The sequence below is a fragment of the Dyella sp. genome (genome assembly GCF_035486915.1).
Taxonomy (GTDB): domain Bacteria; phylum Pseudomonadota; class Gammaproteobacteria; order Xanthomonadales; family Rhodanobacteraceae; genus Dyella_B.
Window position 1 is genome coordinate 16131 of record NZ_DATHMR010000005.1, and the last position, 25691, is coordinate 41821.

General features: G+C 57.1%; 27 protein-coding genes. 13 read left to right on the plus strand and 14 right to left on the minus strand.

Annotation, left to right across the window (positions count from 1 at the left end):
• The first annotated feature begins 363 nt into the window (after nt 1–363).
• The 3 genes from VK725_RS00400 (at nt 364) to VK725_RS00410 (ending at nt 3199) form a co-directional block, all read left to right on the plus strand.
• Nucleotides 364–1380, plus strand: coding sequence for a hypothetical protein (locus VK725_RS00400; RefSeq protein WP_325316093.1), 1017 nt, complete (start codon nt 364–366; stop codon nt 1378–1380).
• 129 nt (nt 1381–1509) lie between these two features.
• Nucleotides 1510–2028, plus strand: coding sequence for a DUF1190 domain-containing protein (locus VK725_RS00405; protein ID WP_325316094.1), 519 nt, complete (start codon nt 1510–1512; stop codon nt 2026–2028).
• A gap of 10 nt (nt 2029–2038) precedes the next feature.
• Nucleotides 2039–3199 (plus strand): glutathionylspermidine synthase family protein, encoded by a 1161-nt coding sequence (locus tag VK725_RS00410; protein ID WP_325316095.1) that lies wholly within the window; start codon nt 2039–2041, stop codon nt 3197–3199.
• Nucleotides 3200–3229: 30 nt separating this feature from the next.
• Here VK725_RS00410 and VK725_RS00415 read toward each other — a convergent pair whose 3' ends face one another.
• From VK725_RS00415 to VK725_RS00435, 5 genes are all read right to left on the minus strand, one after another.
• On the minus strand, nt 3230–4525 hold the full coding sequence (locus VK725_RS00415; protein ID WP_325316096.1) for an MFS transporter: 1296 nt from the start codon (nt 4523–4525) through the stop codon (nt 3230–3232).
• 34 nt (nt 4526–4559) lie between these two features.
• Nucleotides 4560–5132, minus strand: coding sequence for an isochorismatase family cysteine hydrolase (locus VK725_RS00420; protein WP_325316097.1), 573 nt, complete (start codon nt 5130–5132; stop codon nt 4560–4562).
• Nucleotides 5133–5187: 55 nt separating this feature from the next.
• Entirely contained in the window at nt 5188–5640 is a 453-nt protein-coding gene (locus VK725_RS00425; RefSeq protein ID WP_325316098.1) for a MarR family winged helix-turn-helix transcriptional regulator, read from the minus strand.
• A gap of 189 nt (nt 5641–5829) precedes the next feature.
• Nucleotides 5830–5985 (minus strand): hypothetical protein, encoded by a 156-nt coding sequence (locus VK725_RS00430; protein ID WP_325316099.1) that lies wholly within the window; start codon nt 5983–5985, stop codon nt 5830–5832.
• A gap of 284 nt (nt 5986–6269) precedes the next feature.
• Nucleotides 6270–6683, minus strand: a complete 414-nt coding sequence (locus VK725_RS00435; protein ID WP_325316100.1) for a hypothetical protein — start codon at nt 6681–6683, stop codon at nt 6270–6272.
• Between the two features lie 203 nt (nt 6684–6886).
• Here VK725_RS00435 and VK725_RS00440 point away from each other — a divergent pair, with 203 nt between their 5' ends.
• On the plus strand, nt 6887–7357 hold the full coding sequence (locus tag VK725_RS00440; protein ID WP_325316101.1) for a nuclear transport factor 2 family protein: 471 nt from the start codon (nt 6887–6889) through the stop codon (nt 7355–7357).
• Nucleotides 7358–7421: 64 nt separating this feature from the next.
• Here the strand turns inward: VK725_RS00440 and VK725_RS00445 are convergent, their stop codons facing one another.
• The gene (locus tag VK725_RS00445; RefSeq protein WP_325316102.1) at nt 7422–8225 is read right to left on the minus strand and encodes a restriction endonuclease; all 804 of its coding nucleotides are present in this window, start codon (nt 8223–8225) and stop codon (nt 7422–7424) included.
• A gap of 450 nt (nt 8226–8675) precedes the next feature.
• On the opposite strand from VK725_RS00445, the gene VK725_RS00450 reads away from it, so the two are divergent.
• Together VK725_RS00450 and VK725_RS00455 are read left to right on the plus strand one after the other, a co-directional pair.
• Nucleotides 8676–9611: a helix-turn-helix domain-containing GNAT family N-acetyltransferase gene (locus tag VK725_RS00450; RefSeq protein WP_325316103.1), complete on the plus strand. Its 936-nt coding sequence runs from the start codon at nt 8676–8678 to the stop codon at nt 9609–9611.
• A gap of 71 nt (nt 9612–9682) precedes the next feature.
• Entirely contained in the window at nt 9683–10831 is a 1149-nt protein-coding gene (locus tag VK725_RS00455; RefSeq protein ID WP_325316104.1) for a beta-propeller fold lactonase family protein, read from the plus strand.
• Nucleotides 10832–10875: 44 nt separating this feature from the next.
• On the opposite strand, the gene VK725_RS00460 is transcribed toward VK725_RS00455, so the two are convergent.
• From VK725_RS00460 to VK725_RS00475, 4 genes are all read right to left on the minus strand, one after another.
• Nucleotides 10876–11049, minus strand: coding sequence for a hypothetical protein (locus VK725_RS00460; RefSeq protein ID WP_325316105.1), 174 nt, complete (start codon nt 11047–11049; stop codon nt 10876–10878).
• 272 nt (nt 11050–11321) lie between these two features.
• Nucleotides 11322–13202 (minus strand): diguanylate cyclase, encoded by a 1881-nt coding sequence (locus tag VK725_RS00465; RefSeq protein WP_325316106.1) that lies wholly within the window; start codon nt 13200–13202, stop codon nt 11322–11324.
• Nucleotides 13203–13205: 3 nt separating this feature from the next.
• Nucleotides 13206–13517, minus strand: a complete 312-nt coding sequence (locus tag VK725_RS00470) for a hypothetical protein (RefSeq protein ID WP_325316107.1) — start codon at nt 13515–13517, stop codon at nt 13206–13208.
• Nucleotides 13518–13756: 239 nt separating this feature from the next.
• Nucleotides 13757–14563 carry an SAM-dependent methyltransferase gene (locus VK725_RS00475; RefSeq protein WP_325316108.1) on the minus strand — a complete coding sequence of 269 codons (807 nt, stop codon included), beginning with the start codon at nt 14561–14563 and terminating at the stop codon, nt 13757–13759.
• Between the two features lie 144 nt (nt 14564–14707).
• Here VK725_RS00475 and VK725_RS00480 point away from each other — a divergent pair, with 144 nt between their 5' ends.
• From VK725_RS00480 to VK725_RS00500, 5 genes are all read left to right on the plus strand, one after another.
• Nucleotides 14708–15793, plus strand: coding sequence for a DUF748 domain-containing protein (locus VK725_RS00480; protein WP_325316109.1), 1086 nt, complete (start codon nt 14708–14710; stop codon nt 15791–15793).
• A 181-nt stretch (nt 15794–15974) separates the two neighbouring features.
• Complete coding sequence (locus VK725_RS00485; protein WP_325316110.1) at nt 15975–16238, plus strand: DksA/TraR family C4-type zinc finger protein; 264 nt, start codon at nt 15975–15977, stop codon at nt 16236–16238.
• A 206-nt stretch (nt 16239–16444) separates the two neighbouring features.
• Nucleotides 16445–16762 carry a hypothetical protein gene (locus VK725_RS00490; RefSeq protein ID WP_325316111.1) on the plus strand — a complete coding sequence of 106 codons (318 nt, stop codon included), beginning with the start codon at nt 16445–16447 and terminating at the stop codon, nt 16760–16762.
• Between the two features lie 165 nt (nt 16763–16927).
• Nucleotides 16928–17746 carry a creatininase family protein gene (locus VK725_RS00495; RefSeq protein ID WP_325316112.1) on the plus strand — a complete coding sequence of 273 codons (819 nt, stop codon included), beginning with the start codon at nt 16928–16930 and terminating at the stop codon, nt 17744–17746.
• Nucleotides 17747–17802: 56 nt separating this feature from the next.
• On the plus strand, nt 17803–18966 hold the full coding sequence (locus VK725_RS00500; RefSeq protein WP_325316113.1) for a YncE family protein: 1164 nt from the start codon (nt 17803–17805) through the stop codon (nt 18964–18966).
• Nucleotides 18967–19020: 54 nt separating this feature from the next.
• Here VK725_RS00500 and VK725_RS00505 read toward each other — a convergent pair whose 3' ends face one another.
• Both VK725_RS00505 and VK725_RS00510 read right to left on the minus strand, forming a co-directional pair.
• Nucleotides 19021–21006: a ferritin-like domain-containing protein gene (locus VK725_RS00505; RefSeq protein ID WP_325316114.1), complete on the minus strand. Its 1986-nt coding sequence runs from the start codon at nt 21004–21006 to the stop codon at nt 19021–19023.
• Between the two features lie 146 nt (nt 21007–21152).
• Nucleotides 21153–21917, minus strand: coding sequence for an SDR family NAD(P)-dependent oxidoreductase (locus VK725_RS00510; protein ID WP_325316115.1), 765 nt, complete (start codon nt 21915–21917; stop codon nt 21153–21155).
• 137 nt (nt 21918–22054) lie between these two features.
• Here VK725_RS00510 and VK725_RS00515 point away from each other — a divergent pair, with 137 nt between their 5' ends.
• Nucleotides 22055–22960 carry a LysR family transcriptional regulator gene (locus tag VK725_RS00515; RefSeq protein ID WP_325316116.1) on the plus strand — a complete coding sequence of 302 codons (906 nt, stop codon included), beginning with the start codon at nt 22055–22057 and terminating at the stop codon, nt 22958–22960.
• A gap of 53 nt (nt 22961–23013) precedes the next feature.
• On the opposite strand, the gene VK725_RS00520 is transcribed toward VK725_RS00515, so the two are convergent.
• Nucleotides 23014–23553 (minus strand): DUF2059 domain-containing protein, encoded by a 540-nt coding sequence (locus VK725_RS00520; RefSeq protein ID WP_325316117.1) that lies wholly within the window; start codon nt 23551–23553, stop codon nt 23014–23016.
• A gap of 259 nt (nt 23554–23812) precedes the next feature.
• Here VK725_RS00520 and VK725_RS00525 point away from each other — a divergent pair, with 259 nt between their 5' ends.
• Nucleotides 23813–25261 carry an alkaline phosphatase family protein gene (locus VK725_RS00525; RefSeq protein WP_325316118.1) on the plus strand — a complete coding sequence of 483 codons (1449 nt, stop codon included), beginning with the start codon at nt 23813–23815 and terminating at the stop codon, nt 25259–25261.
• An 11-nt stretch (nt 25262–25272) separates the two neighbouring features.
• On the opposite strand, the gene VK725_RS00530 is transcribed toward VK725_RS00525, so the two are convergent.
• Nucleotides 25273–25691: 2OG-Fe dioxygenase family protein (locus VK725_RS00530; RefSeq protein WP_325316119.1), on the minus strand; the 419-nt coding region annotated here is incomplete at its 5' end.

The following is a 25691-nucleotide window of genomic DNA, read 5'->3' on the forward strand; positions in this document are numbered from 1 at the left end:
TGTGATAACTGTCAGCGACGGCGCATCCGCTGCGCATGACTTCATTTAATCGAATCACTTTCGAATTTAAAAAGTGATTTGAGCCGGTAGCCAGATGACGCAACTGCACATTCGTGCAGAGAGCGATAGAACGCTTGCGCCATCGAAGCACGTTATGCGCTTCGTTTCATTTGAAAAAGTATTTATAACTGGGACGTTTCACTGCCTGGATTTTCTTCGTAAGGATACGGTGAATAGGCAACCGGGGGCGCCGCAACTGATGGCAGTTGTCGGTGTGTAAGTACGTTGTTGTTGGAAGTGCCTCGACTTTTGGATGGTCCAGAGTCGATACCAATTGCTATTTACGTACTGGGGAGAAACTCAATGCAAGCAAAATTCAAAGTAGCGCTTTTGGCTGGCCTAGTCAGTGCAGCAGTCGTTCCTGCTGCATTCGCTACTAACGACGGTATCGTCGAACAGATGGCCAAGGCTTCCTGGCGCAGTGACATTGCACAGATCGCCGCGCCGACGGAAGGCTGCTATCACGCTTCCTATCCAAGTGTTGTTTGGGAGCAGGTCTCGTGCCAACAGCTGGCTCCGCGCGCTCACTCGGTGCCGCGCCAGATTGTTTTCGGTCAGGAACAAACCGCCGGTAACGGCAACGACTACACGCTGAACACCACCAGCGCCATCACCAAAGCGGTAGGTAGCTTTCCGACGTACTCGGGCGTGACTTCGGAGAAGAGCGTTGGTGTTGCGTCCTACGGCGATGGCGGCATTCTCGGTTCGAACGAATATTCGCTTCAGATGAACACCAGCTTCAACAGCACGACTGCTGCGTGCAAAGGCCACTCCGGTTGCGTCGTGTGGCAGCAGTTCATCTATGCGACCGACTATGAAACCGAAGGCAAGGGCGCGGTGTTCATGCAGGACTGGCTGATCAACTACGGTAGCAGCCGTTGCCCGAGCGGCTTCGGTAGCGATGGCGAAGGCGATTGCTACAAGAACAGCAGCGCCACCGAGCTTGCGGACATTCCGGCGACGGCTCTGGGCGGCGTGACGCTGACCGGTACCGCTGCCACCGGTGGCAATGACACGACCGTTGTCACCTATGACGGTGACGCCTACACCACTACTCAGAAGGACAGCACCCTGGATATCGCCAGCGTGTGGAACCAGGTTGAGTACAACGTTGTGGGCGATGCTGGCGGTTCGGAAGCCGAATTCAACACCAGCGGTGTCTCGATCAAGGTGAACATTGCCGCGACCGATGGCTCCACCAGCGCTCCGAGCTGCGAAGCCGACACCGGCACCACCGGCGAAAGCAACAACCTGACCCTGGGCAGCTGTACCGCTTCGGGCGGTTCGACCCCGTCGATCAGCTTCACCGAATCGAACTGATTGCGGTCACGTTGTTAGTTTGCGAAAAACGCCGAGGGTTTTCCCTCGGCGTTTTTTATAGTCCGGCTATTGGATCGCTCCCCGTTTGAATTAAGATTTGCCGGACAGGAATGCCTAACGGGGGATGGCATGAAACGCTCAAGGAAGGTGTCGCTGGTCGTTATGGGATTGACCCCGCTGTTTATCAGCGCATGCGACGACACGCAAAAAAGCCGGCAAGAATTCACGTCGGTCGACGCATGCGCGCAGGCTGGCGTACCGGCGTCGAGTTGCCAAGCCGCGCACGACAAGGCGCTGGCAGAATCGTCCGTCGATGCACCTCACTTCAACACGTTGCAGGATTGCGCAGCGCAGTACGAAGACAGCACGTGCGATGAAAACATAGACGCAAACGGCAACTCGTTCTGGATACCGGGCATGAATGGTTTCCTGATCGCGCGGGTTATTCGCGATGGCGTTACGAGCTACTTTCCGGCAGGCCCCATTTTCCGCAAACGCGATTTGAGCGATTACTCGCCGCGATTCGGCGGTATTTATGCCAACAGCGGATCGGGCGGTTGGGGCAAGGTATCGTCAGATGAGGTGGCTGGCGAGGGCGACACTATTAGCCGCGGCGGTTTCGGCGGCGATGAAGGACACGGAAGCTGAGCCCTCTCGCGTGAAACGTATCGCCATTACGCCACGACCCGATTGGAAGGCCACTGCCGAGCGTTATGGCTTTCTGTTTCATACCATCGACGGCGCTCCTTATTGGGACGAATCGGCGTATTACGCGTTTACGCTTGAGCAGATCGAGCGCGATATCGAAACGCCAACCGAAGCATTGCATCATCTTACCTTGTCGCTGATGGATGACATCGTTCGCAGCGAGACGTTGATGACAAAGCTTGCCGTTCCGGAGCGCTATTGGGACTGGATTGCCGATTCGTGGCGGCAGCGTCAGCCACACCTGTACGGAAGAATGGATCTGGTTTACGACGGAAGCGCACCTGCCAAGTTATACGAACTGAACTACGACACGCCCACCTCTGTCTACGAGGCGGCATTCTTCCAATGGATATGGCTGGAAGAACAACAACAGCGCGGAGTGCTTTCCCGATCCGCCGATCAATTCAATCAACTGCAGGAATTGTTGGTACTTGCCTTTGCCAGCATCGCCAAAACCTTGCCTAGACCGTTTTATTTCAGCGCAACGCGTCATAGTGCGGAAGATCTAGGTACGGTCGCTTATTTGCAGGATTGTGCCGTGCAGGCGGGTGTGCAAAGCGACTTCATTGCGCTGGAAGATATTGGGCTATCCAGCAAAGGCTTGTTCACGGATCTGAAGAACAAGGTTATCGGTTCGCTGTTCAAGCTTTATCCATTGGAAAACATGTTCACGGATGAATATGGGCAGTATCTTCCCGGTGCCAAGCTTCAATTGATCGAGCCGCCATGGAAAGCGGTGTTGAGCAACAAAGGCATCTTGCCCTTACTTTGGGAACGTTTTCCCGGACATCCCAATCTATTGCCCGCGTTTTTTGAAGAAAACAAGGACGCCGCGTTGCCACCGGGCTGGGTACGAAAACCACTGTTTTCGCGTGAAGGGGCCAATGTGCACATCGCGCTACCCAATGGCGAACACGTCCATTCGCCGGGACGATATACGCAGTGTCCGGTGATTCGTCAGGCGTTTCATCCATTGCCGTGTTTCGATGGGGCTTACCCTTTGATCGGCAGTTGGGTGGTTGGCGATATCCCCGCAGGAATAGGTATCCGCGAGGACACAACATTGATTACGAGAGATACATCGAGATTTGTACCGCATGTGATTGAATGATTCAGAAGGCGCTGACGATGCGCCGTCAATTCATGCAGCGTGGCGGCTGGCATCCGCCGAATCACTGCTCAAAGCGATGTCATCCATGTCGATGCGAAGACGTTTGCCCTCGATACGGACACACAAGTTGCGATACTTCACGAGATAACGAACACCAAGGGCCGCTGCGGTCAATCCGGCTGCAGCGCCGACACCTAATGCCCAGCGTGGGCCGAATGTATCGGCGACCCATCCGACGATGGGTGCGCCAATGGGTGTGCCACCCATCGCGATTGCTAGAAAAATGGCAACGATGCGTCCGCGCATCTTCGGCTCTGTCGACAGCTGCATGAAACTATTGGTGGATGTCGTGAAGGTTTGCGCCGAAACACCGATCGCGATAAGCGCCAGACCGAAGAGCCAGTAACTGGGTAATACCGAGGCCACCATCAATCCGATTCCAAACATGGCCGCTGCGGCGATCAGCAATGTGAAATACGGTTGAGCGCGCCTGGCGGCGAGAAGCGCGCCGGTGACCGAGCCAATCGCCATGGTCGATGTCAGGAAGCCGTATCGGCCCGCTCCGGCGTGAAACACGGTGACGGCCATGGTGGAGATGAAGATCGGGAAATTCAGACCGAACGTGCCGATTAAAAACAGCATGACCAGAATCGTTCTGAGATCGGGGCGCGCGAACACATAGCGAAACCCTTCGACGAGGCCTGCGCGTGTGCGTTCGGCGTGATGCCTTGGATGAAGTTCATTGACGCGAAGAAAGGTCAATGAACATAGCACCGCGCAAAACGATGCGGCGTTGAGCACAAATACCCATCCCGTGCCTATCGCCGCGATCAGTAGACCGGCAATGGCTGGACCGATCATGCGCGCGGCGTTGAACGAAGTGGAATTCAGTGCAACGGCGTTGGAGAGATCTTTTTCACCGACAATATCGGAAACAAAGGTTTGGCGAGCGGGCGCATCGAAGGCGGTCACGCATCCAAGCAGCAGCGCGAAGACATAGACTTCCCACAACTGGACCCGTCCGGTGATGGTGAGAATACCCAGACCAAGCGCGAGCGCTCCCAACGCTGCTTGCGTCGCGAACAGCATTTTGCGCCGGTCCAGATGATCGGCTGTAAATCCCGTGATGGGCAAAAGCCCAAGCTGCGGGCCGAATTGCAGTGCCATCACAATGCCAACGGCGGCCGCATTTTTATGGGTGAGCTGAGTGAGAACGAGCCAGTCCTGCGCGATGCGCTGCATCCACGTTCCGATGTTCGATACGATCGCGCCGCTCGCCCAGACGCGATAGTTGTAACTATGCAACGAGCGAAAAGTACCTTTCATCGCGCGATTCGCCATTCCTTGGAGCTGGCTGTGGTCATGATCTGGCGTGCGTGGCGTTGAGAAGATCGATGATTTCTTGCGTTGTTCCCGTCTCGCCGAGCTTCGGGAAAATCTTCGTGATGGCGTACTGATTTGCCTCTTCGCTCATGTCGGTCATGGCATCGACTGCTAGCGTGACGTTGTAGCCGTGCTCATAGGCCTGGCGCGCGGTAGATTCGACGCCGACGCTGGTGGCGATCCCGAGAATGATCACCTGCGTTATGCCGAGGCTTTTCAGGTGTGCATCCAGATCCGAGTTGGTGAAGGCTCCCCAGGCCTTTTTCGTCACAACGTGATCGTGCGGCTGCTGGTTGAGTTCCGGCAGAAAGTCGGCGAAATCGGCCGAGAACTGAGTGCTGCCAGCACGCGTCTGCTCGGTTCGGCCGGGTGCCCGGCCCGTTACGTTGACTAGCACGATGGGTAAATGGTGAGTGCGAAACGCCTGTATCAGCGCGCTGGCGCGCTTCGCCACATCATTCGCAGGCGTCACGGTGGGGTATGAACAAATGCCTTTCTGCAAATCGACGACGATCAACGCAGTTTTGGAATCGAGTGTGGTGATGGCCATGGGACGTACTCATTGGGCGAATGACATGTAATGTGCGCGCCGAGCGGGAGCGTGGTTACGGATCGACAAGGCGCTTTAGCAAGCCGATCGCATCCGCGACTTTCTTCTGTTCCGCGGGCGACAACTTTGCTTGCATCGTGCGAACCAGCCAGTCTTCGCGTTGCGCGCGATGCTTCTTGATCCATGCACGGCAAGCGGGTGTCAGCGAAAGAATGGTTTGCCGGCCGTCGGTGGGGTGGGAGGCGCCCGCGATGAATCCGGCTGTTTGCAAGGTGGCAACCGTTGCGCCCATCGATTGAGACCGCACGCCTTCGATCTGCGCCAAGGCGGTCACCGTTGTGGGGCCGTCACGTTCAATTCGTCCCAACACAGAGATTTGTGAGGCAGTGAGATCGCCGGGACCTGCTTGTTCCCGCAGCCGGCGCCTCAGTTGGCCAAGCAGAACGCGAAGTTCCGCCGCGGCGGTGGACAGAGGAGTGGCTTCTGAATCGAGGGTGCTTTTGCCCATGCCGCCATCATGGCACATTTGAAGGTAAACTACAAAGGTTACCTTCATAATTGCGTCGAGCGACGCGGAGCGGCCTTCTGGTCAAGGTCGGGCTGCGTAGACCAACACGAGCAAGTGATTAGTCAGATCCGGTTGAGCCATACCCACTCAACCGGATCAATGGTGGTATGTCATCGTCGTGCCACTGACTCAAGCGGCCGAGTTCGTCGCGGCAATAACGTGAGCATGATTGGTTGCAACATGCGGCACGCTGGGCTTGGCTGTCACCATGGCACCGAACGTCAACGCGCAGATCAGCAGGCAAGCGGCGAAAAGGCTCTTCAACATGATGGTTTCGAATTTCATGGTCGTTCTCCGTGAGTGGGGTTTTGAAGCTTTCGAGATATAGATGGCAAACCCCGTGCCAAGGGTTTAAACGCCTCGAAAGCCGCATTCTCAAGCCATTTCTTGCTTCGCCACGTTGGGAGAGCGGCTGTCCGCGGACGATTTTGAGGGTGTCCGGACATGGTGCGGACGGCGGACACCGGTTCTCGCTGGTGGATGAACATAAAAAAAGCGGTTGAGCCTCGATGCTCAACCGCCCTTGTCGGAAAGCGGGATGATTGCGTTACGCAGTCCGCGTGATGCGATTAGTTGGACATCGCGTTGGACATGCCGAGCTCGAAGGGGTCCAGATACGGTGTTGTTGGCGGGGCAGGTAGATGACGATTTTCAAGCACGGTTGAGATGCAATCTGAAAACGCGTTCTTGGGTTGCAGCACGACTTTGTATGCCGTGGCCGATTGAAACGCGAAGTAACCGTGCAGCGCCGTCGCACCGCCATGGTTTGTCGCGCAACTCTTCATGCCGGGCATAACGTCGGGCAGCCCTTGCATATAGCTGCCTAATTGCTGGTCGTATGCCAGTCCGGCTCCTGATGCTGCGTTAGCTTTGGCTTTGGCGTAATTGTCCTCAAAGCTCGCTGTCTTGGCGGACAAATAAGTCGGAAGGCCGATGCCGAACAGCACGCAAGCCAGTCCAATACCGAGTTTTTTCTTGTCCATATGCGCCTCCTTTGTGTGAGGAACATGAGCGGGGGAAGGGGCCGACATCGCGTTCCGCGGCGATAGCCACAACGCGCGTCCAAGGAACACTAGCGCCTTCCATGATCGTGTTCGCCCCCGCTTTCGGCACTGGCTAATGATGGTCAGTCGAAATAATCTCGCCGCGGGATTGAATGAGTTATTCGAAATCCTGAGGAATCCCCATGAAACCCCGACACGGCGCTTTGCTCGTTGTGGTTATCTGTGCAGTTCTCAGTATTGCGGGCTGCTCGCCATCGAGTACGTCCTCGGATCAGGCTGCCATGGCAGGTATCAACAAGCTGCACCAGGATGACATTGCAGCGACCTTGAACCAGAATCCCGATCAGCTCTCCGCACTATGGACTGATGACGGTGTGTTGCTTTCGCAGGGTAATGCGCCCGTCATTGGAAGAGAGACTATTCGAGTCGGTGCATCGCACAGCGTCGGAAAAGTCATCCATTACACGCCGCGTATTCAGGACGTCAGCATCAATGGGGATTCGGCCGTGGAATGGGGCTACTTCGACTTGACCTTTCAGGACCCCAGTCAGCAGCAAACCGGCCAGTTCCATGGCCGTTTTCTTCGCGCGATGAAGAAGCAGCAAGACGGCACGTGGAAATTCACGCGCGTGATGTGGCAGCAGGCCGAGTAGTGGGTGATGAAGGCATGTGTAGCGGGTGATTCTTCGATCGCCCGTCTCGTTCAACGCGCTTGCGTCAAGCGACGCGCGTACCCTGGCACGGATGATTGGAACAGCTCCAGAAATGCTTGCCTGAGCGCTTGTTCAAGCGTTGCACCATCGAATGGCCACACGATGGGCAAATGGGTTCCAAGCGCACCACCGCATCGGTGCTTCGCATCATTTTCGGCTTGGGCGCCGCTTTCTGACTGTCGCGCACCATGTCGAGCAACGAGTTACCGTAGATCAGCTCGATCGGTTTGCCCTGAGCAAATTGGCGGGCATCGTCGCTGTAATTGCCGATCGCGACGATCTTTACGGCATCGGCGTAGTGGTGGTTCATCAGACCGTACATCTCGCGCACCATCCGGACATCCACCAGCTTGGTCCACCATTGTCTGCACTGGACCAATGTCAGCGTGCCATCCTTGCGCAGGAATAGATCGACACCGTCATCGTTCTCGCCCGAAGCGACATCCTGCACGATATAACCCTGCCGGCGAAACGTTTCTCTGACCAGCATATGGAATTCGCGCCAGTCGAGCATGCGAAGGCCGTTCAATTCGGTTTGTGTTTCCCGCAATCGACGGCGCCGACGGGTGTCGATGAAGGAGACCAGTGCGGCGAGCCAGCATGCGCTGAGCAACAACCAGGCGACGGCAATGCTCGGCCCTTGGCTGAGTTGCTTGCCCATGGTTTGCCCGACCGAACCACCAAGCGTGGCGACGAACCATGCGAGCACATAGCGCACGCACGTGTAGCTGACGATGCCCAACACAATGCCTGCTTGCCAGGGCAGTCCGGACATCATTTCCATGCTGTTGTCTTTTCGTCTTGCCACCGCTCCCCCTTGAGCGTTTCATCACGCAGCGTGTTATTCGGAAGTGACTTCGTTTTGTTCGAGCTGCCATTAAAACTAAGCACGAACTGAGCCAAGGAGCCGGGGGCATTTCGTGACGCACGTCTTGCTTCTCCACTCAGTCACTTAGGCGGGGGACTGCGCGCAATCCCTTAGATCGCGCATGTTGCCGGGGTGCTGTAAACGGTCGTGCCAGGGCGGGGCAGATGACTAAATGTGTCACTTCAGGCAGCAGCCGGTACGTATTCGCTTTATCGATTCGCCGACGTGGCGTTGTGCCTGGGACATCCGGCGCAACATGAAGATCGCCGTCCAGATGCCGGCGAAATCGTCGTTTTAGATGCAGCCCTGCGACCTTGGCGGGTAGATCCACATAGTTGACTCAGTCAACTATGTGGATCTACCCTAATCCGGCACGATAGGAGGTACGCCATGCCCATCCCCGATGTACTCAGCGATCAGGTGGAGGCCGTGCGCGGCTTCAACCGCTTCTACACCCGCCAGATTGGAGTGCTCGATGAAGGGTTGCTGGCCAGTCCCTTCACGCTGACGCAGGCGCGCGTGCTATTCGAGCTGGGGGCCCGCAAGGCAGCGACGGCAAGCGAGATCGGAGACGTATTGGGGCTTGATGCCGGTTATCTCAGCCGCATTGTTCAGAGCTTCGTCGCGCAGGATCTGGTCGAGCGGGCTCCGTCCCCGGAAGACGCACGGCAATGGGTTCTGTCGTTGACGCGTCAGGGCCGAAAGGTTTTTCGCGGGCTGGATCAGACGTCGCACAAGGTCACGGCGTCCAGTTTGTCGCGGCTGTCCGCATGCCAACGCGATCGTCTGCTTACATCGATGAAGGATGTGCAGCGCCTGCTTTCGTCGGACAACGACAGTAACGAGGTTGTCATCCGCACCTATCGTGCGGGCGACGTCGGCTGGGCCATCGAACGCCATGGGCAGCTCTACGCCGATGAGTTTGATTTGAACGAAGAATTCGAAGCACTGGTTGCAACGCTCTTTGCGCAATTTGCAACAAAGCACGATCCTGCCAAAGAACGCTTCTGGATCGCCGAAGTGAATGGCGAACGCGTTGGCTGTGTATTCGTCGTGCGCAACGCAAAAGATCCCGCTGTCGCTCAATTGCGTTGTCTGCTGGTCGATCCAAGAGGACGCGGTCTTGGTGTAGGCAAACGTCTAGTCGATGAATGCGTGGCTTTCGCAAAAGAAGCCGGTTACGCGAGGATGATGCTATGGACCAACGATGTGCTGGTTTCGGCACGCCGTATCTACCAAGCGGCTGGTTTTGCGTTGGTATCGGAAGAGCCGCATCACAGCTTCGGTAAGGATCTGGTTGGTCAGATTTGGGAGCGAATGCTGTAACACGGCATTGGTTATGCTCAGCGCCTCCGATCTCCGGAAGCTGTGCCAGTCACTTGAACAGGGCCCCCACCATGAAGGTTCTCGCGTTTATCGCGTGCGTTCTTGCGTTGATGTTTGGATCGAAGGCGAACGCATTGAGCTGTCCCTCACCGAAAGCAACGACCAGCATCGCCGTGGCAGGCCACCCTTTTGGCGTCGCGGCAACGGCGGATAACTGCTGGATGTATGTGGCGCTCAGCACCGCCGCAGATCACGGTGCCGTCGCCGTGCTTCACAATCAGGGCGGGACATTCAGCGTCGAACACACCATCGCCCTGAACGATCGAGGTCTTGGCGAGTCATTGACTCACGACGAGCAGACGTTGCTGATCACGTCGGGTGAAGGCACGGCGATACTGAGCACAGCTGCATTGCGGCGCGGCGATGCCAATGCGCTGCTTGGAAAGTTTCATAGTGGCGCCGGCGCGGAAGCGGTTTACGCAGCGGTCGGTCCAGACGACAAGCTGCTGTTTGTCAGTGACGAAGGCAAGGCGCGAATTAGCGTATTCGACCTGGCCAAAGCGCAAAGCGACGGTTTTCATGACGTGGAACCGGTTGGACGAATTCCGGTAGCGCTTTTTCCGGTAGGGCTGGCGTTTTCGCCGGACGGACGTTGGCTTTATGCAACCAGCCAAACGACGGAGCGCGATTCAAGCATGGCGGCGACGTGTGCGCCAGAACAGGAGCGCGGGCGCATGCATTCGCAAGGATTGCTATTCCGAATCGACGTCCAAAAGGTGGCCACTGACGCGGCGCATGCTGTCGTCGCTGCGATACCTGCGGGATGCAACCCCGTACGCGTCGCCGTGTCGCCTTCGGGAAAGCAGCTATGGGTGACGGCACGCGGCGACAATGCATTGCTGCGAATTCAGACCGACGAGTGGCTTGCGCAATCCAACCATGCGTCTGTCAGGCACTTTCCCATCGGCAATAGTCCGGTAGGCGTGACGGTTCGGCCGGATGGCAAGCAGGTATGGGTGGCGTTGTCCAACCGGTTTGACAAAAACAACGGTGGCCAGCTTGTTGGTATGGCCGACGCAACGGATGATGTCCCATCCAAGCGCATGACGCTTCCTGCTGCAGGGTTTCCGCGCGAAGTCGCCTTTTTGGCGGATGGCAACACGCTGGTGGCGACGCTGTTCGATGCCAATCAAGTGGTCATTTTGCCTACCACGAACTAGTGACCATCACGCTGGCATCCGCGGCGGCTCGCCGTCGGATGTCGTCAATGCACGACGAACTGCTCACCGAATTTCTCGTGGTGTTTGACCAGATATGTGTTGAAGAAATCCTGGTCGGAGTCGTATTCGCCTTCCAGCTGCTCAATGATCGTGGGATCGAGCTGATCGCGGATTTTATCGAAATCGTAAGTCTTCTCGTTGTAACTGATCTTGCTCATCGGGAGTCTCCAGCTTTCGATCGTGAAGCGTGGACCATCGCCACGACCTATCGGTGTCAACGAACTGTCAATGCATTCGATGGCTTCGCACCACCTATATATCGCTTGGTATCGATGTCCAAACGTGAAAATTCAATGCTGAGGCCCATCACATGGTTGCGTAGTCATCATGTTTTCAGCTCATGCGCAAGAAGCGCAGATGAAATCGCTAGCAACCGTGTAAAAGTGTTCTGGTTGAGGAAGGGCGCGACCGGTCGTTCGGCCGGGTCGTTTTAACTCGCCGGATCGACTAACTGTGCATGGCCGTCGATGCTGTAGTTCGGACGATCGGCAGACGACGACGGGTCGTCGGTTGCATGGGTCTGGTTGACGACCACGCGATTGCGGCCATCGCGCTTGGCGCGATAAAGCGCTTCATCTGCTGCAAGCAGCAATTTGCGTAACTCATAACCGTGATGGATGGTCGAGGCGATGCCGAAACTTGCCGAGACGGTGATGTCGTGCGAATCGCCCGCCGGTTCGGCGTGCATGGCGGCGCGCAATTGTTCGGCGCGTTCCCGAGCCCGCTCGTGATTGCATTCGGGCAACAGAATGCCGAATTCCTCACCGCCGAGACGACCAAAGACTTCGCTGGAATGCAAATAGCGTTGGCAAATGGCCACGGCGCGCTTGAGTACCTGATCGCCCACTTCGTGACCATACGTGTCATTGATTGTCTTGAAGTGATCCAGATCGATCAGTACAAGACTCGCGCTGCGGGAGGACTTGGCGACGTAGCGCAGGGATTGCTCCGCTTCGTCCACAAAATGCTGGCGATTGAATATGCCAGTCAAACCATCACGCCGGGCCAATCGCATAAAACGTAACTGCGATCGCTTGAGACGGAAAAGCCAGAACCCGATCGATGCGAGAACGGTCAACAAAAGCGCGATGTAAAGACGGCTGGTCTCCACCGCTTTGTGATCGAGCGCCTGTTGTAGTTGCAGAATTTCGTTCTGCTTGTTCAGTTCTGCGAGCTCTGCCTTCTTCGCGGCCACCTGTTGCTTGACCAACTGGTAGGCGATCACTTTCGCCTCTGTTTCGTCGAGCTGTCTCTTGTCCGCTACCATGTATTGCTCGTGGTAGGCGAGGGCATTACGCAGATCGCCTTTTTGCTCGGCTATCTGATATAGCACTTTGTAAGTCAAGCTCAGGGGTTCGTTGAACTCACCTTTGACTGCGCTTTTCAGCGCGTATTGCGCGTATTGTTCGGCGTGAAGGGTGTCGCCCTTGTCCCAATATGCTTGAGCAAGCAATGCATTGTATTCGGTCGTCAGGTCCGGGTATTGGTACCCCAGAACATTCGCATAACTGCCTTGTAGCAACGCCACCGCTGCATCGGCGCGGTGGAGTTGAATGTCATAGTGCGCGACATCGCGTCGGATCGAATCGGTGATCAGACCTTCGCTGGCTTGCAGGCAGGCATCGATACCCCGTTGAAATTCCTGTGTGGTCGCCCCTATATGGCCGCTCTCGAATTTAGCGTGCAACATAACGTAATAACCCGCACAGGCATTTCGGCCTTGCGGAGAATCGGTGATGATCTGATTGCCATAATTGACGGCAAGATCATATTGCCCGGCCTCGGTCAACAGCTGGGCAGCTTCGGTAAAAACCTGAAAGCGCGCGGCCTTGTTGCTGATGTGCGGCATGTCATCGAGCGCCTCATTGAGGATAGAAAACGCTTCCTCGTAATGGCCGCTGATGCCAAGAATGTTGATCAACGTTGCGATGGCACGATATCGCAAATCATCATTGCTGGATTGATTCATCAGCGCTTTCAACAGCGGCTCGGCATGTTCGTAGTCGCCGCTGTAAGCGACTTGCCATGCGACCAGGTAACGTAGGTACGCAACCTGTTGATCCGTCATGTGCGATGTATCGCGACCCAGTTCATCTAGAAGCCTGACGAATTGATCGTGCTCGGATGTTTTCAGGCTGTCCGCAAGTACCAATAGTTCCTGCGGATTCTTGGACTCAGGGCCTCGGGCGAAGGTTTCAGGTGCAATGGCTTTGGCGGTGGGCACTGCAAAAAATGCAGTGCCCACAAACATACCCAGGAGCAACAGCGCTCCTGTCCAGGTTTTCCGGCGTGTTGTGCCGGAACCGCCCATGGGTTACTCAGACATCACGGTGACGAGCTCGCTGGCATTACGCTGCAAACCTTTGGGTTTAGGCTTGCCGGTCTCGTCATCCTCTTCTTCATCCTCGTCTTCATCTTCATCTTCATCCGGAGTGGACTGTATGCCGAAAAGTGGCATCTGTCGCAATAATGCCTGTAGCTCGGATGTATCCTTATTGAAGATCGCTGTGCGTAGCGGCGCTTCGATCTCGGTTTCGGTTAGTGCAAGTTCCAGTTCTTCCGGCGACGCGTCACGCAGTTGTGCCTCGCTGCCCATGCGTTCTAGAAAATCAATAATGCTCGACATCGAGCGGCCCCCTGTACATTGTTTGTTCCTGCCGTGGCAGTACCCCTGACGATCGACCCTTGGGATGCTCCGTCCACACAATGGCCGTGGACGACGCCCATCATAACTGGCTATGCAGCCACCCATGCGATGGTTCGCACTGGCTGTCATGGAACGGTTGCTAAGCCCTAACGCGCGCTAAAAAGAGACCGGTGCGGGCGTCGGTAATTTCATCCTATCATTTTGAATTATTTAGTTTTTTATACCTCATTCGTTCCGATGTCTAACGCCGCCAATCGCACGCGGGTGTCTGCATCGGGCTGAAGGGGGTGGGATGGTGGAACAACCAAGGTATCGGGCATACCCACGTTGGCTTGAGGCAGTGCGGAAAGCGCAATCCGTTCGATGCGCGGCGACTGAATGGGTAGTGTCGCGGCTTGGTAAATGATGACCTCATGGTGAGACGGATAGTCGCGTGCAAGCACGTCGACCAATACTTGCCGATAGGAGGCGCCGGTGGCGAATCGCTTCTTCGATCGATCGCCAGCAAGCCCGATTTGCCAAAGAATCAACCATGCGCTCGGATCGACAACGCGCCGATAACGCATGAACTGCGTAGCTTCGTAGTGCTGGCAGCCACGCGCGCCGGGATCGATGCCCAGATCGGCGTACAAACAATCCTCGGATGAAATGCCTGGCTCCATGTGCGCGTCATAACCCTCGGCACGTGCCTGTTCAATCGCTTTGTGCGGTGCCGAGGCAAAAATACCGGGATGACCATAGAAGACGGCACAGACGCGCTTTCCCGCCCGCACCTCGCTCAAGATGGCTTCCACCATCTCCCGGTACGTTTTCAAGCGCGATTTGCCCTCGCCGTAAAACGGTTGCAGGCTTCTCACGTCTGGATGCATTTCGGAAAGCCACAGTTCGACGATGCCGTCGGATACGCCTGCGAAAACAACGTCTGCCTGTTGGATATGACTGCGGGCGAGCGGGCTGATGTGCGAGCCAAGCGTGATGCCGATACCCACGCAGGCCAAACGGCCTTTCGATGATGCCTTATTCAACTGCACGAGCTCCCCTCAGATTCGGGCGCAGCATGGCGCGTTAATCCATCGCGCCGCAAGTGAACAAAACGTTTGCCGAAAAGCATCCCGGTCCGGCATGCATTGCGCTACAGTCTCAAGCCTGTCCGTGACGGAAGCCGTGCCGTGAAACTCACGCATGTGCACAAGTTTGGTTGGCTGCTCGTCGCCATGATCGTTGTGCTGATCATGGCGCGCATCGCGATGCCTTACTGGGTTCGCCATTATCTGAACGATCGTATCGCGCACATGGGGTCATACCACGGGTCCATGGAGGCCGTTCATCTGCAGATATGGCGTGGCAGCTATACCATCGAGAATCTTCGTATCCAAAAAGATGGCGCGCCGGCGAACGAACCGTTTCTCGTGGCGCCACGCACGGAAATCACCATCAGTTACGGTGCGATGTTTCACGGCCACCTGCGTGGCAAGGCCGATTTTTACGATGCGGTGGTCAATTTCATCGACGGCAAAACCGAGAGCGAACGGCAGACCGGCAAGGGCGTCAACTGGAGTGACGAACTCAATATTCTGATTCCTGCCGAGGTGGACGAAATCAATGTTCACAACGGCACCGTGACGTTCCGGAATTTCGTTTCCAGTCCGCGCGTCGATCTGAAGATGACCGATGTCAACAGCACCGTCACCAATCTCAGCAAGGCGCGGCGCGGGGATGGATCACGTGTTGCTACGTTGCACACCACGGCAATGGTTCTTGGCGATGCGCCGATGGAAACCAACGCCAGCTTCGATCCTGGCAATCACTTTGGCGATTTCAGTTATCACATTCATGTCACGCATATTCAGCTCGTGCGTGCCAACGATCTTGCACGTGCCTATACGGGCCTGGATTTCGCGGGCGGCACGGGCGATTTCACGATGGTGCTCAAAGCCCGAAACGGCGAACTGGAAGGGTATGCCGAACCGGTCTTCAAGGACCTGCAACTTTTCAGCTGGAAGCAAGATGTCGAGCAGGAGAAAAAAGGTCCAGTGAAGCTACTGTATGAAGCCGCCGCACAAGGCGTGGTCTCTCTTCTCAAGGATCAGTCCAACGATCAGTTCGTTGCCCGAGTGCCGATCAGCGGACGTATCGATGACAGCGAGGTCGGCAAGCCGCAGGCCATCTTCAATGTGCTGCACACCTCCTTCTTGCACGCGTATAAGGCGCAGCTGGACCACATAAAGCCCGCGCCCGATAGTACGAGCCATTGACCGTCGCGCCAGCCGTGGCTGCGTCGAGATAGCGTGAAATCGGCGCTACCTGCCGCCTTAAGCTTGGTAGCCCCGGGAACCTGGTTGTAACCTTGGACTCGGCGGGTTTTGGCCGCATATCGGCAAATGCCGGTGGGTGCGCTATCCGCCGGGTTTGTCTTTTTGAAGTGAGGAGGTTCCCATGGCGACGGGTTGGGCAGGCGATGGCGCCGTGCAGGACCAGATCGATGCCACGGTCAACGACGCGGTTCAGCGTGCGCGCCGTGAGCTGAAGAAGGGGCCTGGACTTACCCATTGCGAAGAGTGCGACGCCGTGATTCCGGCTGCACGCCGCAAAGCTGTGCCAGGCGTGCGGCTCTGTGTCGGCTGCCAGCAAGCGCAAGACGCTGAACGTACCGCAAACCTCTACAACCGGCGCGGGAGTAAAGACAGCCAGCTACGCTGATGATTGCCATGTATCGTATGCAGAATGAATAACACGCGCGTGCAGATGCGCTGAAGCGTCACTACATTTTGTGCACGCAGATGATGTAGGGATCGCATCGATGGATGTTCATTGAACCAAGCATTAGTGCTTCAACATTTCGAAGACAGAGCGTACAGGCTTAGAGAGTAGGCTCTGATCGTCCCCACTCGAAAAAGGAGCCGCCCATGGAAGTCAGCTTCAAAAATTGGGGTGACGCGGTGACATTTCTTTCCCAGCGCACCGATATCGCGCTCGAAGGTTTAATGGCGCTGAGCGCACAGCAGATGGTGGATCAGCAAGTGATCGCCGCGCTTCTGGCATCCCATTCCCACTTGCGAGTCGCAGCCGATACTTGGCGACTCATGGCCTCCGCCACGCTGCCGATCTCGCACGTACGCAGCCTGCAGAACGATCAACCCGAATCGGTACGAGAGGCGTATTCGGAGCGCGTGGCGTATTGGGAGGGTGTGTTCCGCAAGGCGATGCCTGAAAGCGAAAATTGAGCGTGCGCGATAGCGGCTTTCTCCACCGTGCCTGTACGGCGATCATTTGTGGCAAAACGCGGACGATGGGCGGCGAGGGGATGCGTAACGCGCGCTTGCGTGTAACCATAGGCGGCGTTTAAGCCATCGCCTTTTACGTCACCCACTCGTTTTTGCCGGCTAACGATGATGCAACATTCTTTTCGACGCGTGCTCGCGTCTGTCGCCTTGATGCTTGCCGTGCACGTTTCGTATGCGCAGGCGCCGCAAACGGTCCAGCTTCAGAATCTCACCTGGACGGAAATTCGCGATCAGGTTCGTGCGGGCAAGACCACCATCATCATTCCCATCGGTGGTACGGAGCAGAGCGGACCCTACGTTGCCGTCGGCAAGCACAACGTGCGCGCCGAATATCTTTCCGAGAAGATTGCGCAGAAGCTTGGTAACGCACTCGTTGCCCCGGTGGTGTCGTATGTGCCCGAAGGCGGTTATGCGCCGCCGGCCTCGCACATGCGTTTTCCGGGCACCATTACCATTGCGGACGATGTTTTCGAAAAGATGCTGGAATCGGCGGCCAATAGTTTTGCCGTGCACGGCTTCAGGAACATCGTTTTTCTGGGCGATCATGGCGGCTACCAGAATGATCTGAAGCAAGTGGTGGCCCACCTCAACAAGACCTGGGCCGGCACGAACGCTCGTGCTTTCCTTCCGCCGGAGTACTACCAGACCTCGTCGGATGGCTATGCGCAGATCCTTCGCCAGCATGGCATCCGCGACGATGAAATCGGCACCCACGCCGGTTTGGCCGATACGTCGCTGCAGCTGGCGGTGGCGCCCCAGATGGTCCGGCTGAGTGCGTTGCAAAGTGCTCCAAAACTTGGCGCCAATGATGGTGTCTATGGCGGTGACCCGCACCGTTCGTCGGCCCAACTGGGTGAGCTGGGCGTGGATGCTATAGTTTCGCGCACGGTCGATGCCATCCGGAAAGACACAGCGGGGCGATAGCGTCGCCTCGGTTTTATTCAGCCTTCGTTACCTAGTCTCTGATACAGGAATTTGCTGTGAAATGTGATCGATTTGGGCGTCTTGCATCGTTTGCTGGCGCTGTTCTGGCAAGCCTTTGTGTAACCGGCGTTGCACTGGCGCAAACGGTGACCACCGTTCCGGGCATGCCCCCGGTGTCCAATCCCAACAACATGTATAGCGACGCGGGATTGAACAACTTCAGCCCGAACGTTGCAGGTGCATTGCAGCGCATCTACGTGCCGAACCTGCGTTCGAACGACGTGTACGTCATCGATCCGACGACGTTCCAAGTCGTCGATCGATTTCCGGTAGGCCGCAGTCCACAGCACGTCGTACCGTCGTGGGATCTCAAGACGCTGTGGGTGACCAATAATGCCGAAGGCCATAACGACGGCAGCCTCACGCCGATCAATCCGCTGACCGGCAAGCCGGGCAAGGAAGTGATGGTCGACGATCCGTACAACATGTACTTCACGCCCAATGGCAAAGAAGCCATCGTCGTCGCCGAAGCGCATGCACGTCTGGATTTCCGTGACGCGCACAGCATGGCGTTGAAGATGAGCCTGCAGGTCCCCGAGTGTAAGGGCATCAATCACGCGGATTTCTCGATCGACGGCAAGTACGCCATCTTCACCTGCGAATTCGGCGGCAAGGTCGCCAAGATCGACATGGTCAACCAGAAGGTGGTTGGCTATCTCGAACTGCACAAAGGCGGTATGCCGCAGGACATCCGCGTCTCGCCCGATGGCAAAGTGTTCTACGTGGCCGACATGATGGCCAACGGCGTGTATCTGATCGACGGCGACAGTTTCAAGCAGATCGGCTTCGTCAAGACGGGCATCGGCACCCACGGCATGTATCCCAGTCGCGATGCCACCAAGCTGTATGTCGCCAATCGCGGTTCCAATAAGGTGCACGGTCCCGCGCATGGTCCGGGCAGCGTGTCGGTCATCGACTTCGCCACGCGCAAGGTCGTTGCCAACTGGCCCATCCCCGGCGGCGGTAGCCCGGATATGGGCAACGTCACCGCAGACGGCAAATACCTTTGGCTTTCCGGCCGCTTCGATGATGTCGTCTATGCGTTCGACACCACCACGGGCGCGGTGAAGATCATCAAGGTCGGCATGGAACCGCACGGTTTGGCCGTGTGGCCGCAACCAGGTCGTTATTCGCTGGGCCACACCGGCATCATGCGTTGATCGCCGCAGGCTGAATCAGAAAAAGGGCCGGGTAACCGGCCCTTTTTTTGCGAGTTAGTCTGCAACGAATCCGACTTTCGCGTGGCTGCCATCGCAGAACGGTTTGTTCTGACTGTGTCCGCATCGGCACAAGAACGTATTCGTCACGCGCGTGACCATGCGCCCCGTGCCGCTGGTGATTTCCAAATTACCGCATACCTTCAACGGTCCGTTGGTTTGCGGGTCGATCTGCAGCGGGCCGTCGCGCGTCGCCAGCGTTTCGGGCGATGGGGAGGTGGCCGGCTCGCCGGTGGCTTCGAAGTGCACGTCGTGGTGCGAGCCGTCGCAGTACGGTTTGTTCTTGGATGCACCGCAACGACACAGCGTGGCGCGATAGCTGGCGAAGGTGCCGTTGATGCGCAAGTCGCCACGAAATGCATACGGGCCGTCTTCGCGTATTGCTGCGAGATTCACCGGCGGCGCCGTTTCATCAGGGCGCCCATCTTTGCGTTTGTAGCGAATCGCACCAGACGGGCAGGCGTGTGCGATGTCGACGAGTCGTTCCACATCCATGGTGTCTGGATAAAGCCATGCACCTTTGACGTTGGCGAGAAAGACGGTCGGTGCGCCTGTGACGCAGAAGCGCGCGTGAATGCAACGCTTTCCTTCATAGATCAACGTCAACTTTTCTCCTTCGACGTGCTCAACGCCACCCTGCACAGATGAGGTGGGCACATGCTTCGGAGTTTGTGGTGCGGCACTCGCTGGCGGGGCGGGCGCGGCCGCGGCATAGGGCGGTGGTCGGGAGAGATCGAAGCATCGTTCCGCGCGTTGCTGGAGCTTTGCGAAAATGGAGGCGGCCTGTGCAGTGCGCGGATCATCTGGGTCCTGCATGCGTTCGGCTCCCTCCGCCAGTTGCTTGAGACGCTCGCAGAAGAAGCGACGCGCGCCAGGGCCGGGTGGTAATGCGGACGCATCGCGCAAGGTAATAAAGGACATACCCGCGTGACAGGTCGGATTCGATGGACCCGCCGGCAATCGCGCTGCACGTTCGGCCAGCGGCACGATGGCATGCATCAATCCAATGGAAAGCTCCAACGCCAACGCCTTGTCCGAATCATGCGAAGGCACGGCATAAACATAAGCGAGCAAGCGCTGCATCAATCCGTATGCGGCGTTGGCCAGATCGACCGTCGCAATGGCGCGTGGATCTTCCAGCCACACACGTCCTTCCGGTCGCGGCGGCCGACGCAAGACGGGGTTGGTGGCTGCAGGGAAGGCGGGAGCAAATTTCGGATCGGCAGCGAGCAGCGACTGGTATTCGGTGCGTATGCTCGCGAACTTCTGATAGTGCGAGCCCTCGGTATTTTCCTGCGCGCCTTCGCCTTGCTTCACGATGGCGTCGAAGGCGGCCAAGGCAGTCTTCATGCAAATCACGCGCTTGGCACCCGACAGTGCCACGTCGGTTTCGCACAATTGCAGCGAAGGATCGCCGCACATCGCGTTCGATTCGCCTTCCTCTTCGGCGATCCGACTTAAACCCCAACTGAGCCGTTCGTAAAACGCGCCCACCGTGTCGTAATCCAAACCCATCGGCGTCAATCGCGGGCCATCCACACCACGCGTGAACACACGCTCGGGCGCAAAGCCTTCGCCGTCCGGTTCTGGCGAATTCGCTGGCCGTTCCAGATAGATGAAGTGTTGGAGCGTGGCCATGTTGAACGGCGTGAGCTTCACCACGACACCGGCGGGCAAATACCCCGGATCGAGCGGGAAGTTGGATCGCCCGACGCGCGGTGCGCCACCCAATGCAATCGTGATGTTCCACACGGCCAGCAGGTGGCCCATTTCTTCTGTCGCCACCTGCAAGATGACACTACGCCAGCGCTTCACAGCTTCCAGTTGCGCCGCCGTGACACCTTCGTCCACCGAGCATTTGAGCGAGAACGCCGCGTAGAGATACGTGCACATCAGGCAATGCTCGAGTTCCGCCGCTTCGTATAAAGCGTGCAATGCCTGCTCGCGACTGGGGGCCTTGGAGGTTGGGCTGTAATGAACCATGGCTAGCTCCACGGTTGGAGTGGCGGCAAGAAAACAAGGTACACCGTTCCGGCAGGAACGCGAAGATACCGACGCGCCATGACAGCTTGATGCGACAGACGCCCTGTAACGAACCAACCTCGCGCAGGGCGCGTCTTTCGCTTCACTTATACAAACATGCCACCCGATGCTTCGATACGCTGAGCGTTGATCCAGCCGCTGTCCTTGGACAGCAACGAGGCCACCACGCCACCGATATCGTCCGGCAGTCCAACACGGCCCAGCGCGGTTTGCGAGGCGACGAACGCATTCACATCGGCATTGTCACGGACAACACCGCCGCCAAAATCCGTTTCGATGGCGCCAGGCGCCAGCGTGTTGACGGCAATACCGCGCGAGCCCAGTTCCTTGGCCTGGTAACGCGTCAGTACCTCGATGGCACCTTTCATTGCCGCATAGGCCGCATAGCCCGGCAACGCGAACCGTGCGAGGCCGCTGGAGATATTCAGAATGCGGCCGCCGTCGTTGATCAGCGGAAGCAGGGTTTGGGTGAGGAAAAAAGCGCCCTTGAAATGGATATTCACCAATTCATCGAACTGCGCTTCCGTGGTTTCCGCGAAGCTGGCGTGAACGCCGATGCCGGCGTTGTTGACCAGATAGTCGAAACGATCGCGCTGCCAGTGTTCCTTCAGAGCTGCACGCAGCTGATCGGCAAACGTCTTGAAGCTGGATGACTTGCCGACATCCAGCGACAACGCCACTGCGCGGCGCCCAAGCTTCCGGATGGCCGTCACGACAGCTTCCGCCTCAGCTTTGTTGGAACGATAGGTCAGCACCACATCGGTACCGGTCTGGGCCAGCTTCAAGGCCATGCTTTTGCCCAGGCCACGGCTGCCGCCGGTGATCAGGGCGATGGGGGTTTGCGTGCTCATAGGGTCATCTCCGGATGGGGTGGAACCAACAGAAGAAGCATATTGATCTGTACAAGTCGCATAAATCGCCAGATCATGAGTAGTGTGTTCGCAAAATGCGAACAATTGGGCGGTATTCGTCGATGCGCGGGGTGGCTATGAATCGCATTGAAGCCATGCATATCTTTGTCAGGGTCGCGGAGTTGGCCAGCTTCACCAAGGCGGCCGACCATTTGGGTCTGCCCAAGGCAAGTGTGTCCACGGCCGTGCAGCAATTGGAAGCGCAATTAGGCACGCAGTTGCTGCATCGGACCACGCGCAAAGTGCAGATGACACAAGACGGACAGCGTTTTTACGAGCGCGCCAAGACCTTGCTCGTTGATATGGATGAGCTTGATGCGATGTTTCAGCACGCACCGCAGTCGTTGCGTGGACGTTTACGCGTCGACATGAACAGCAGCATCGCGCGGCATCAGGTGATTCCGCGATTGCCCGAATTCATGCGCGAGCATCCGCAGATCGAGGTGGAGTTGAGCTGCACCGATCGGCGCGTGGATGTCGTCGGTGAAGGCTTCGATTGCGTGGTGCGCGTGGGAACGCTCGAAGATTCCAGCCTTGTCGCACGACCGCTGGGAAAGCTGCGCATTATCAACTGTGCCAGTCCGGCGTATCTCGAGCGGCATGGCACGCCGCGTGAGCTTGGCGATCTGGCCAGCCATCACATGATCCATTACGTGTCGACGCTGGGCCAGCGGCCACCGGGCTTTGAGTATATGGAGGGGGCGGCATGCCGATACGTGCCGATGCGCGGTGTGTTCACCGTCAACAGCGTTGAAGCCTATGAAGCAGGCTGCCTTGCAGGGCTTGGCATGATTCAATCGCCGTCCACGGGTATGGTGGAATGGTTGAAAAAGGGGTCACTCGTTGAAGTGTTGCCGCAATACCATGCCGAGCCTATGCCGGTGTCGCTGGTTTACGCACAGCGGCGCAATATTTCCGTGCGCGTGCAGGTATTCATGGATTGGCTGGCGCAGGTCATCGCGCCGTATGTCGATGCAGTCTGACGGACGCGCCAGGCGCAAACAGCGACAGCGCCCGGCGCATCAATGCTTTCACTTCACTTCGAGCTGCCTTGTCCCTTCTTGCTGGCTTCGTACGTCTGAAGCTGGCTTATGGTGTCCTGGTTGATCTGCTGGATCTGCGGCATGATCTTGGCGATATACGTTTTCATCTGCAGCATGCTTTGCTGCATGACTACCGGCAATTTTTCGATCACGGCTTGCCCGGTCGACGACTTGTAAAACGCAATCATGTCGTTGACTTCTTTTTGGGTAAACGTGGTGCGATAAATATTCATGTACATCGGCGATATCTTGTCCCACGACAATTCGCTCAGAATCACGCCGTGAACTTTATCCAGCTGGTTGTCGAGGATTTTCTGTTCCTGGGCATCCAGCGTGCGGCCATTCAAAGCTTGTTGAACGGCGGTGCGGCCGATCGTGTCGCTCTGCCCCATGATCGTGTCCACGATTTTGTGCGCCTGCATCACATCAAGCAGCTCACGCACCGACGCATCGCTGGGCGGTTGATCGGCAAAGGCAAAAGTTGGGCTCAACGAAAAAAGCAAAAGCAGGACGCTTGCTGTCCATACGCGCATGATGTGCACCTCAGATAATGTGATTCCCCGGCCACCGGTTCAGCTCGCGCTGCGATGGTCGTCACAGTAGACCATTACAAGATCGTCATCTCAATCGCCGGACCTCGACACGGTGGCAAAAAGAACCGGAAATGTCATAGAGGGCGTCTACCTTTAAACGGCGTGCCGGCACGATCGCAAAAACCTGTCGTTGATCTAATCGCGACGCCGAACATGACGTAATGATAGCCCCGATGCCCAAACCAGAAGGTGACACCGTATGTCTGCAACTGGCACGAGTCCGCTCTCGGCGATCAATCACATTGTCGTATTAATGCTGGAGAACCGGTCGTTCGATCACATGCTTGGTTTTCTTTATACGAACGCCGGCAATGTGTCTCCCGCGGGACAGGCTTACGAAGGTCTGACCGGTAAGGAGTCCAATCCAGGCGTGAGCGGCTCGGCAGCTGTCACCGTGTACAAAATACAAGGCGGTACCACTAGCACGTATTTTTTGCCCGGCGCGGATCCTGGTGAGGGATACTCCGCGACCAATTCGCAGCTGTTCGGCAACACCACGGCACCGACACCGCCCGTTGCCACGAATAACGGCTTTATCAGCGATTTTTCGTACACCCTGGGCTGGGAGACGAAAGAAAAAGATTCGGTGCTGCCAGGTACTGTGGCGAACGACATCATGGGCATGCATACGCCCGAGACCTTGCCCGTCTTGTCGGCGCTCGCACGGGGCTTTGCAGTGTGTGACTACTGGTACGGATCTGTGCCCACCGAAACATTGCCCAACCGTGCGTTCCTGCATTCGGCGACGTCGCAAGGGCATATGGATGACAAGACCAAAACGTTCACATCGCCCACGATTTTCGCGTCGCTCACCAAGCAGAACATTAGCTGGACGATCTACGGTTACAACGCCGATCCGCTGACGCGTATGACCTTCACCGATTTGACCGGCGCGCCGGACGCCAACTTTGGTGAGTTCGCGGCGTTCCAGGCAGCCGCGGCGAATGGCACGCTCGCGTCTTACACCTTTCTCGAACCGAGTTGGGGATCGAAAGGCAACAGCCAGCATCCCAATTACGACGTATCGCTCGGCGAGCAGCTGATCCACGATACGTACTACGCGTTGCGTAACAGTCCGCTATGGAATCAGACGTTGTTGATCGTGCTCTACGACGAACACGGCGGCTGCTACGACCACGTTGCCCCGCCGTCGGGTGCGGTGCCACCGGATAACACCGCCGGTGAATATGGATTTGACTTCACCCGCTTCGGGCCACGCGTACCGGCCTTGCTTATTTCGCCACTGATTCCCGCGGGTACGGTGTTTCGCGTGCCCGCTGGATCCCTGCCACTCGATCACACATCCGTTCTGAAAACGATTGAGCTGCGCTGGAATGTTCCCTCCTTGACGGCGCGCGATGCGGCCGCGCCGGATGTCGGCGCCGTGCTTAGTCTTGCCACGCCGCGCACGGACGATCCCCTGGCTGGCGTTGTCGTACCGACATCCAGTGGTACGAACCCATCAGCGAATAAGCCGTCGCACTTGCAGGAAGTGTATGCGGACCTTGTGTCGCGATTGCCTGTGCCTGATGCAGCCAACGGCACGCGTCATTCGCCGCCCAAGTTGGTCACGGGCGATGATTACGATCGATACATCGCTGAACGATTGACGGCGTGGAAAGCGAGTCGGCGTGGATCGACGTCGTGACGGCGTACGTCTTACGTCTTTGCTTTGAACGTCACAACGAGCACATCACGATGCGCCGGTTCTAAAGGATCGAGCGGCGTGACGGCGGTGACGCCATGAAACACCCGTGGGTCGTGGATCAGCGCCGCATCGAAGGGGTACGTCAGGGTGAAATCACCCAGCGGCTTTCCATCCGGCGTGTGGATGGTGGTCGTGCCTCTGGCGATGTTGTGCCGGTCGATCAGCAGTACCAGTACAAAATCCACGCCATCCCGATGGCTTCCTTCCGGGGTGGGTTCGCCCGCACTTTCGACGCTTGCTTCGATGCGGAATTGATGAACTTCCACATGCCAGTTCAACGTATCGGGTGCTAGTGAACTGAAGAAGCGGTTGCAAAACGCAAGAATCGCCCGCAGGCTGGCGCCGTTGGCAATAGTGGGTTCGACAGGTT

Coding starts and splice junctions, on each gene's coding strand:
- VK725_RS00400 (WP_325316093.1), top strand. CDS start 364: ATGCAAGCAAAATTCAAAGTAGCGCTTTTGGCTGGCCTAGTCAGTGCA.
- VK725_RS00405 (WP_325316094.1), top strand. CDS start 1,510: ATGAAACGCTCAAGGAAGGTGTCGCTGGTCGTTATGGGATTGACCCCG.
- VK725_RS00415 (WP_325316096.1), bottom strand. CDS start 4,525: ATGAAAGGTACTTTTCGCTCGTTGCATAGTTACAACTATCGCGTCTGG.
- VK725_RS00420 (WP_325316097.1), bottom strand. CDS start 5,132: ATGGCCATCACCACACTCGATTCCAAAACTGCGTTGATCGTCGTCGAT.
- VK725_RS00425 (WP_325316098.1), bottom strand. CDS start 5,640: ATGGGCAAAAGCACCCTCGATTCAGAAGCCACTCCTCTGTCCACCGCC.
- VK725_RS00430 (WP_325316099.1), bottom strand. CDS start 5,985: ATGAAATTCGAAACCATCATGTTGAAGAGCCTTTTCGCCGCTTGCCTG.
- VK725_RS00435 (WP_325316100.1), bottom strand. CDS start 6,683: ATGGACAAGAAAAAACTCGGTATTGGACTGGCTTGCGTGCTGTTCGGC.
- VK725_RS00440 (WP_325316101.1), top strand. CDS start 6,887: ATGAAACCCCGACACGGCGCTTTGCTCGTTGTGGTTATCTGTGCAGTT.
- VK725_RS00450 (WP_325316103.1), top strand. CDS start 8,676: ATGCCCATCCCCGATGTACTCAGCGATCAGGTGGAGGCCGTGCGCGGC.
- VK725_RS00455 (WP_325316104.1), top strand. CDS start 9,683: ATGAAGGTTCTCGCGTTTATCGCGTGCGTTCTTGCGTTGATGTTTGGA.
- VK725_RS00460 (WP_325316105.1), bottom strand. CDS start 11,049: ATGAGCAAGATCAGTTACAACGAGAAGACTTACGATTTCGATAAAATC.
- VK725_RS00465 (WP_325316106.1), bottom strand. CDS start 13,202: ATGGGCGGTTCCGGCACAACACGCCGGAAAACCTGGACAGGAGCGCTG.
- VK725_RS00470 (WP_325316107.1), bottom strand. CDS start 13,517: ATGTCGAGCATTATTGATTTTCTAGAACGCATGGGCAGCGAGGCACAA.
- VK725_RS00485 (WP_325316110.1), top strand. CDS start 15,975: ATGGCGACGGGTTGGGCAGGCGATGGCGCCGTGCAGGACCAGATCGAT.
- VK725_RS00490 (WP_325316111.1), top strand. CDS start 16,445: ATGGAAGTCAGCTTCAAAAATTGGGGTGACGCGGTGACATTTCTTTCC.
- VK725_RS00495 (WP_325316112.1), top strand. CDS start 16,928: ATGATGCAACATTCTTTTCGACGCGTGCTCGCGTCTGTCGCCTTGATG.
- VK725_RS00505 (WP_325316114.1), bottom strand. CDS start 21,006: ATGGTTCATTACAGCCCAACCTCCAAGGCCCCCAGTCGCGAGCAGGCA.
- VK725_RS00510 (WP_325316115.1), bottom strand. CDS start 21,917: ATGAGCACGCAAACCCCCATCGCCCTGATCACCGGCGGCAGCCGTGGC.
- VK725_RS00515 (WP_325316116.1), top strand. CDS start 22,055: ATGAATCGCATTGAAGCCATGCATATCTTTGTCAGGGTCGCGGAGTTG.
- VK725_RS00520 (WP_325316117.1), bottom strand. CDS start 23,553: ATGCGCGTATGGACAGCAAGCGTCCTGCTTTTGCTTTTTTCGTTGAGC.
- VK725_RS00525 (WP_325316118.1), top strand. CDS start 23,813: ATGTCTGCAACTGGCACGAGTCCGCTCTCGGCGATCAATCACATTGTC.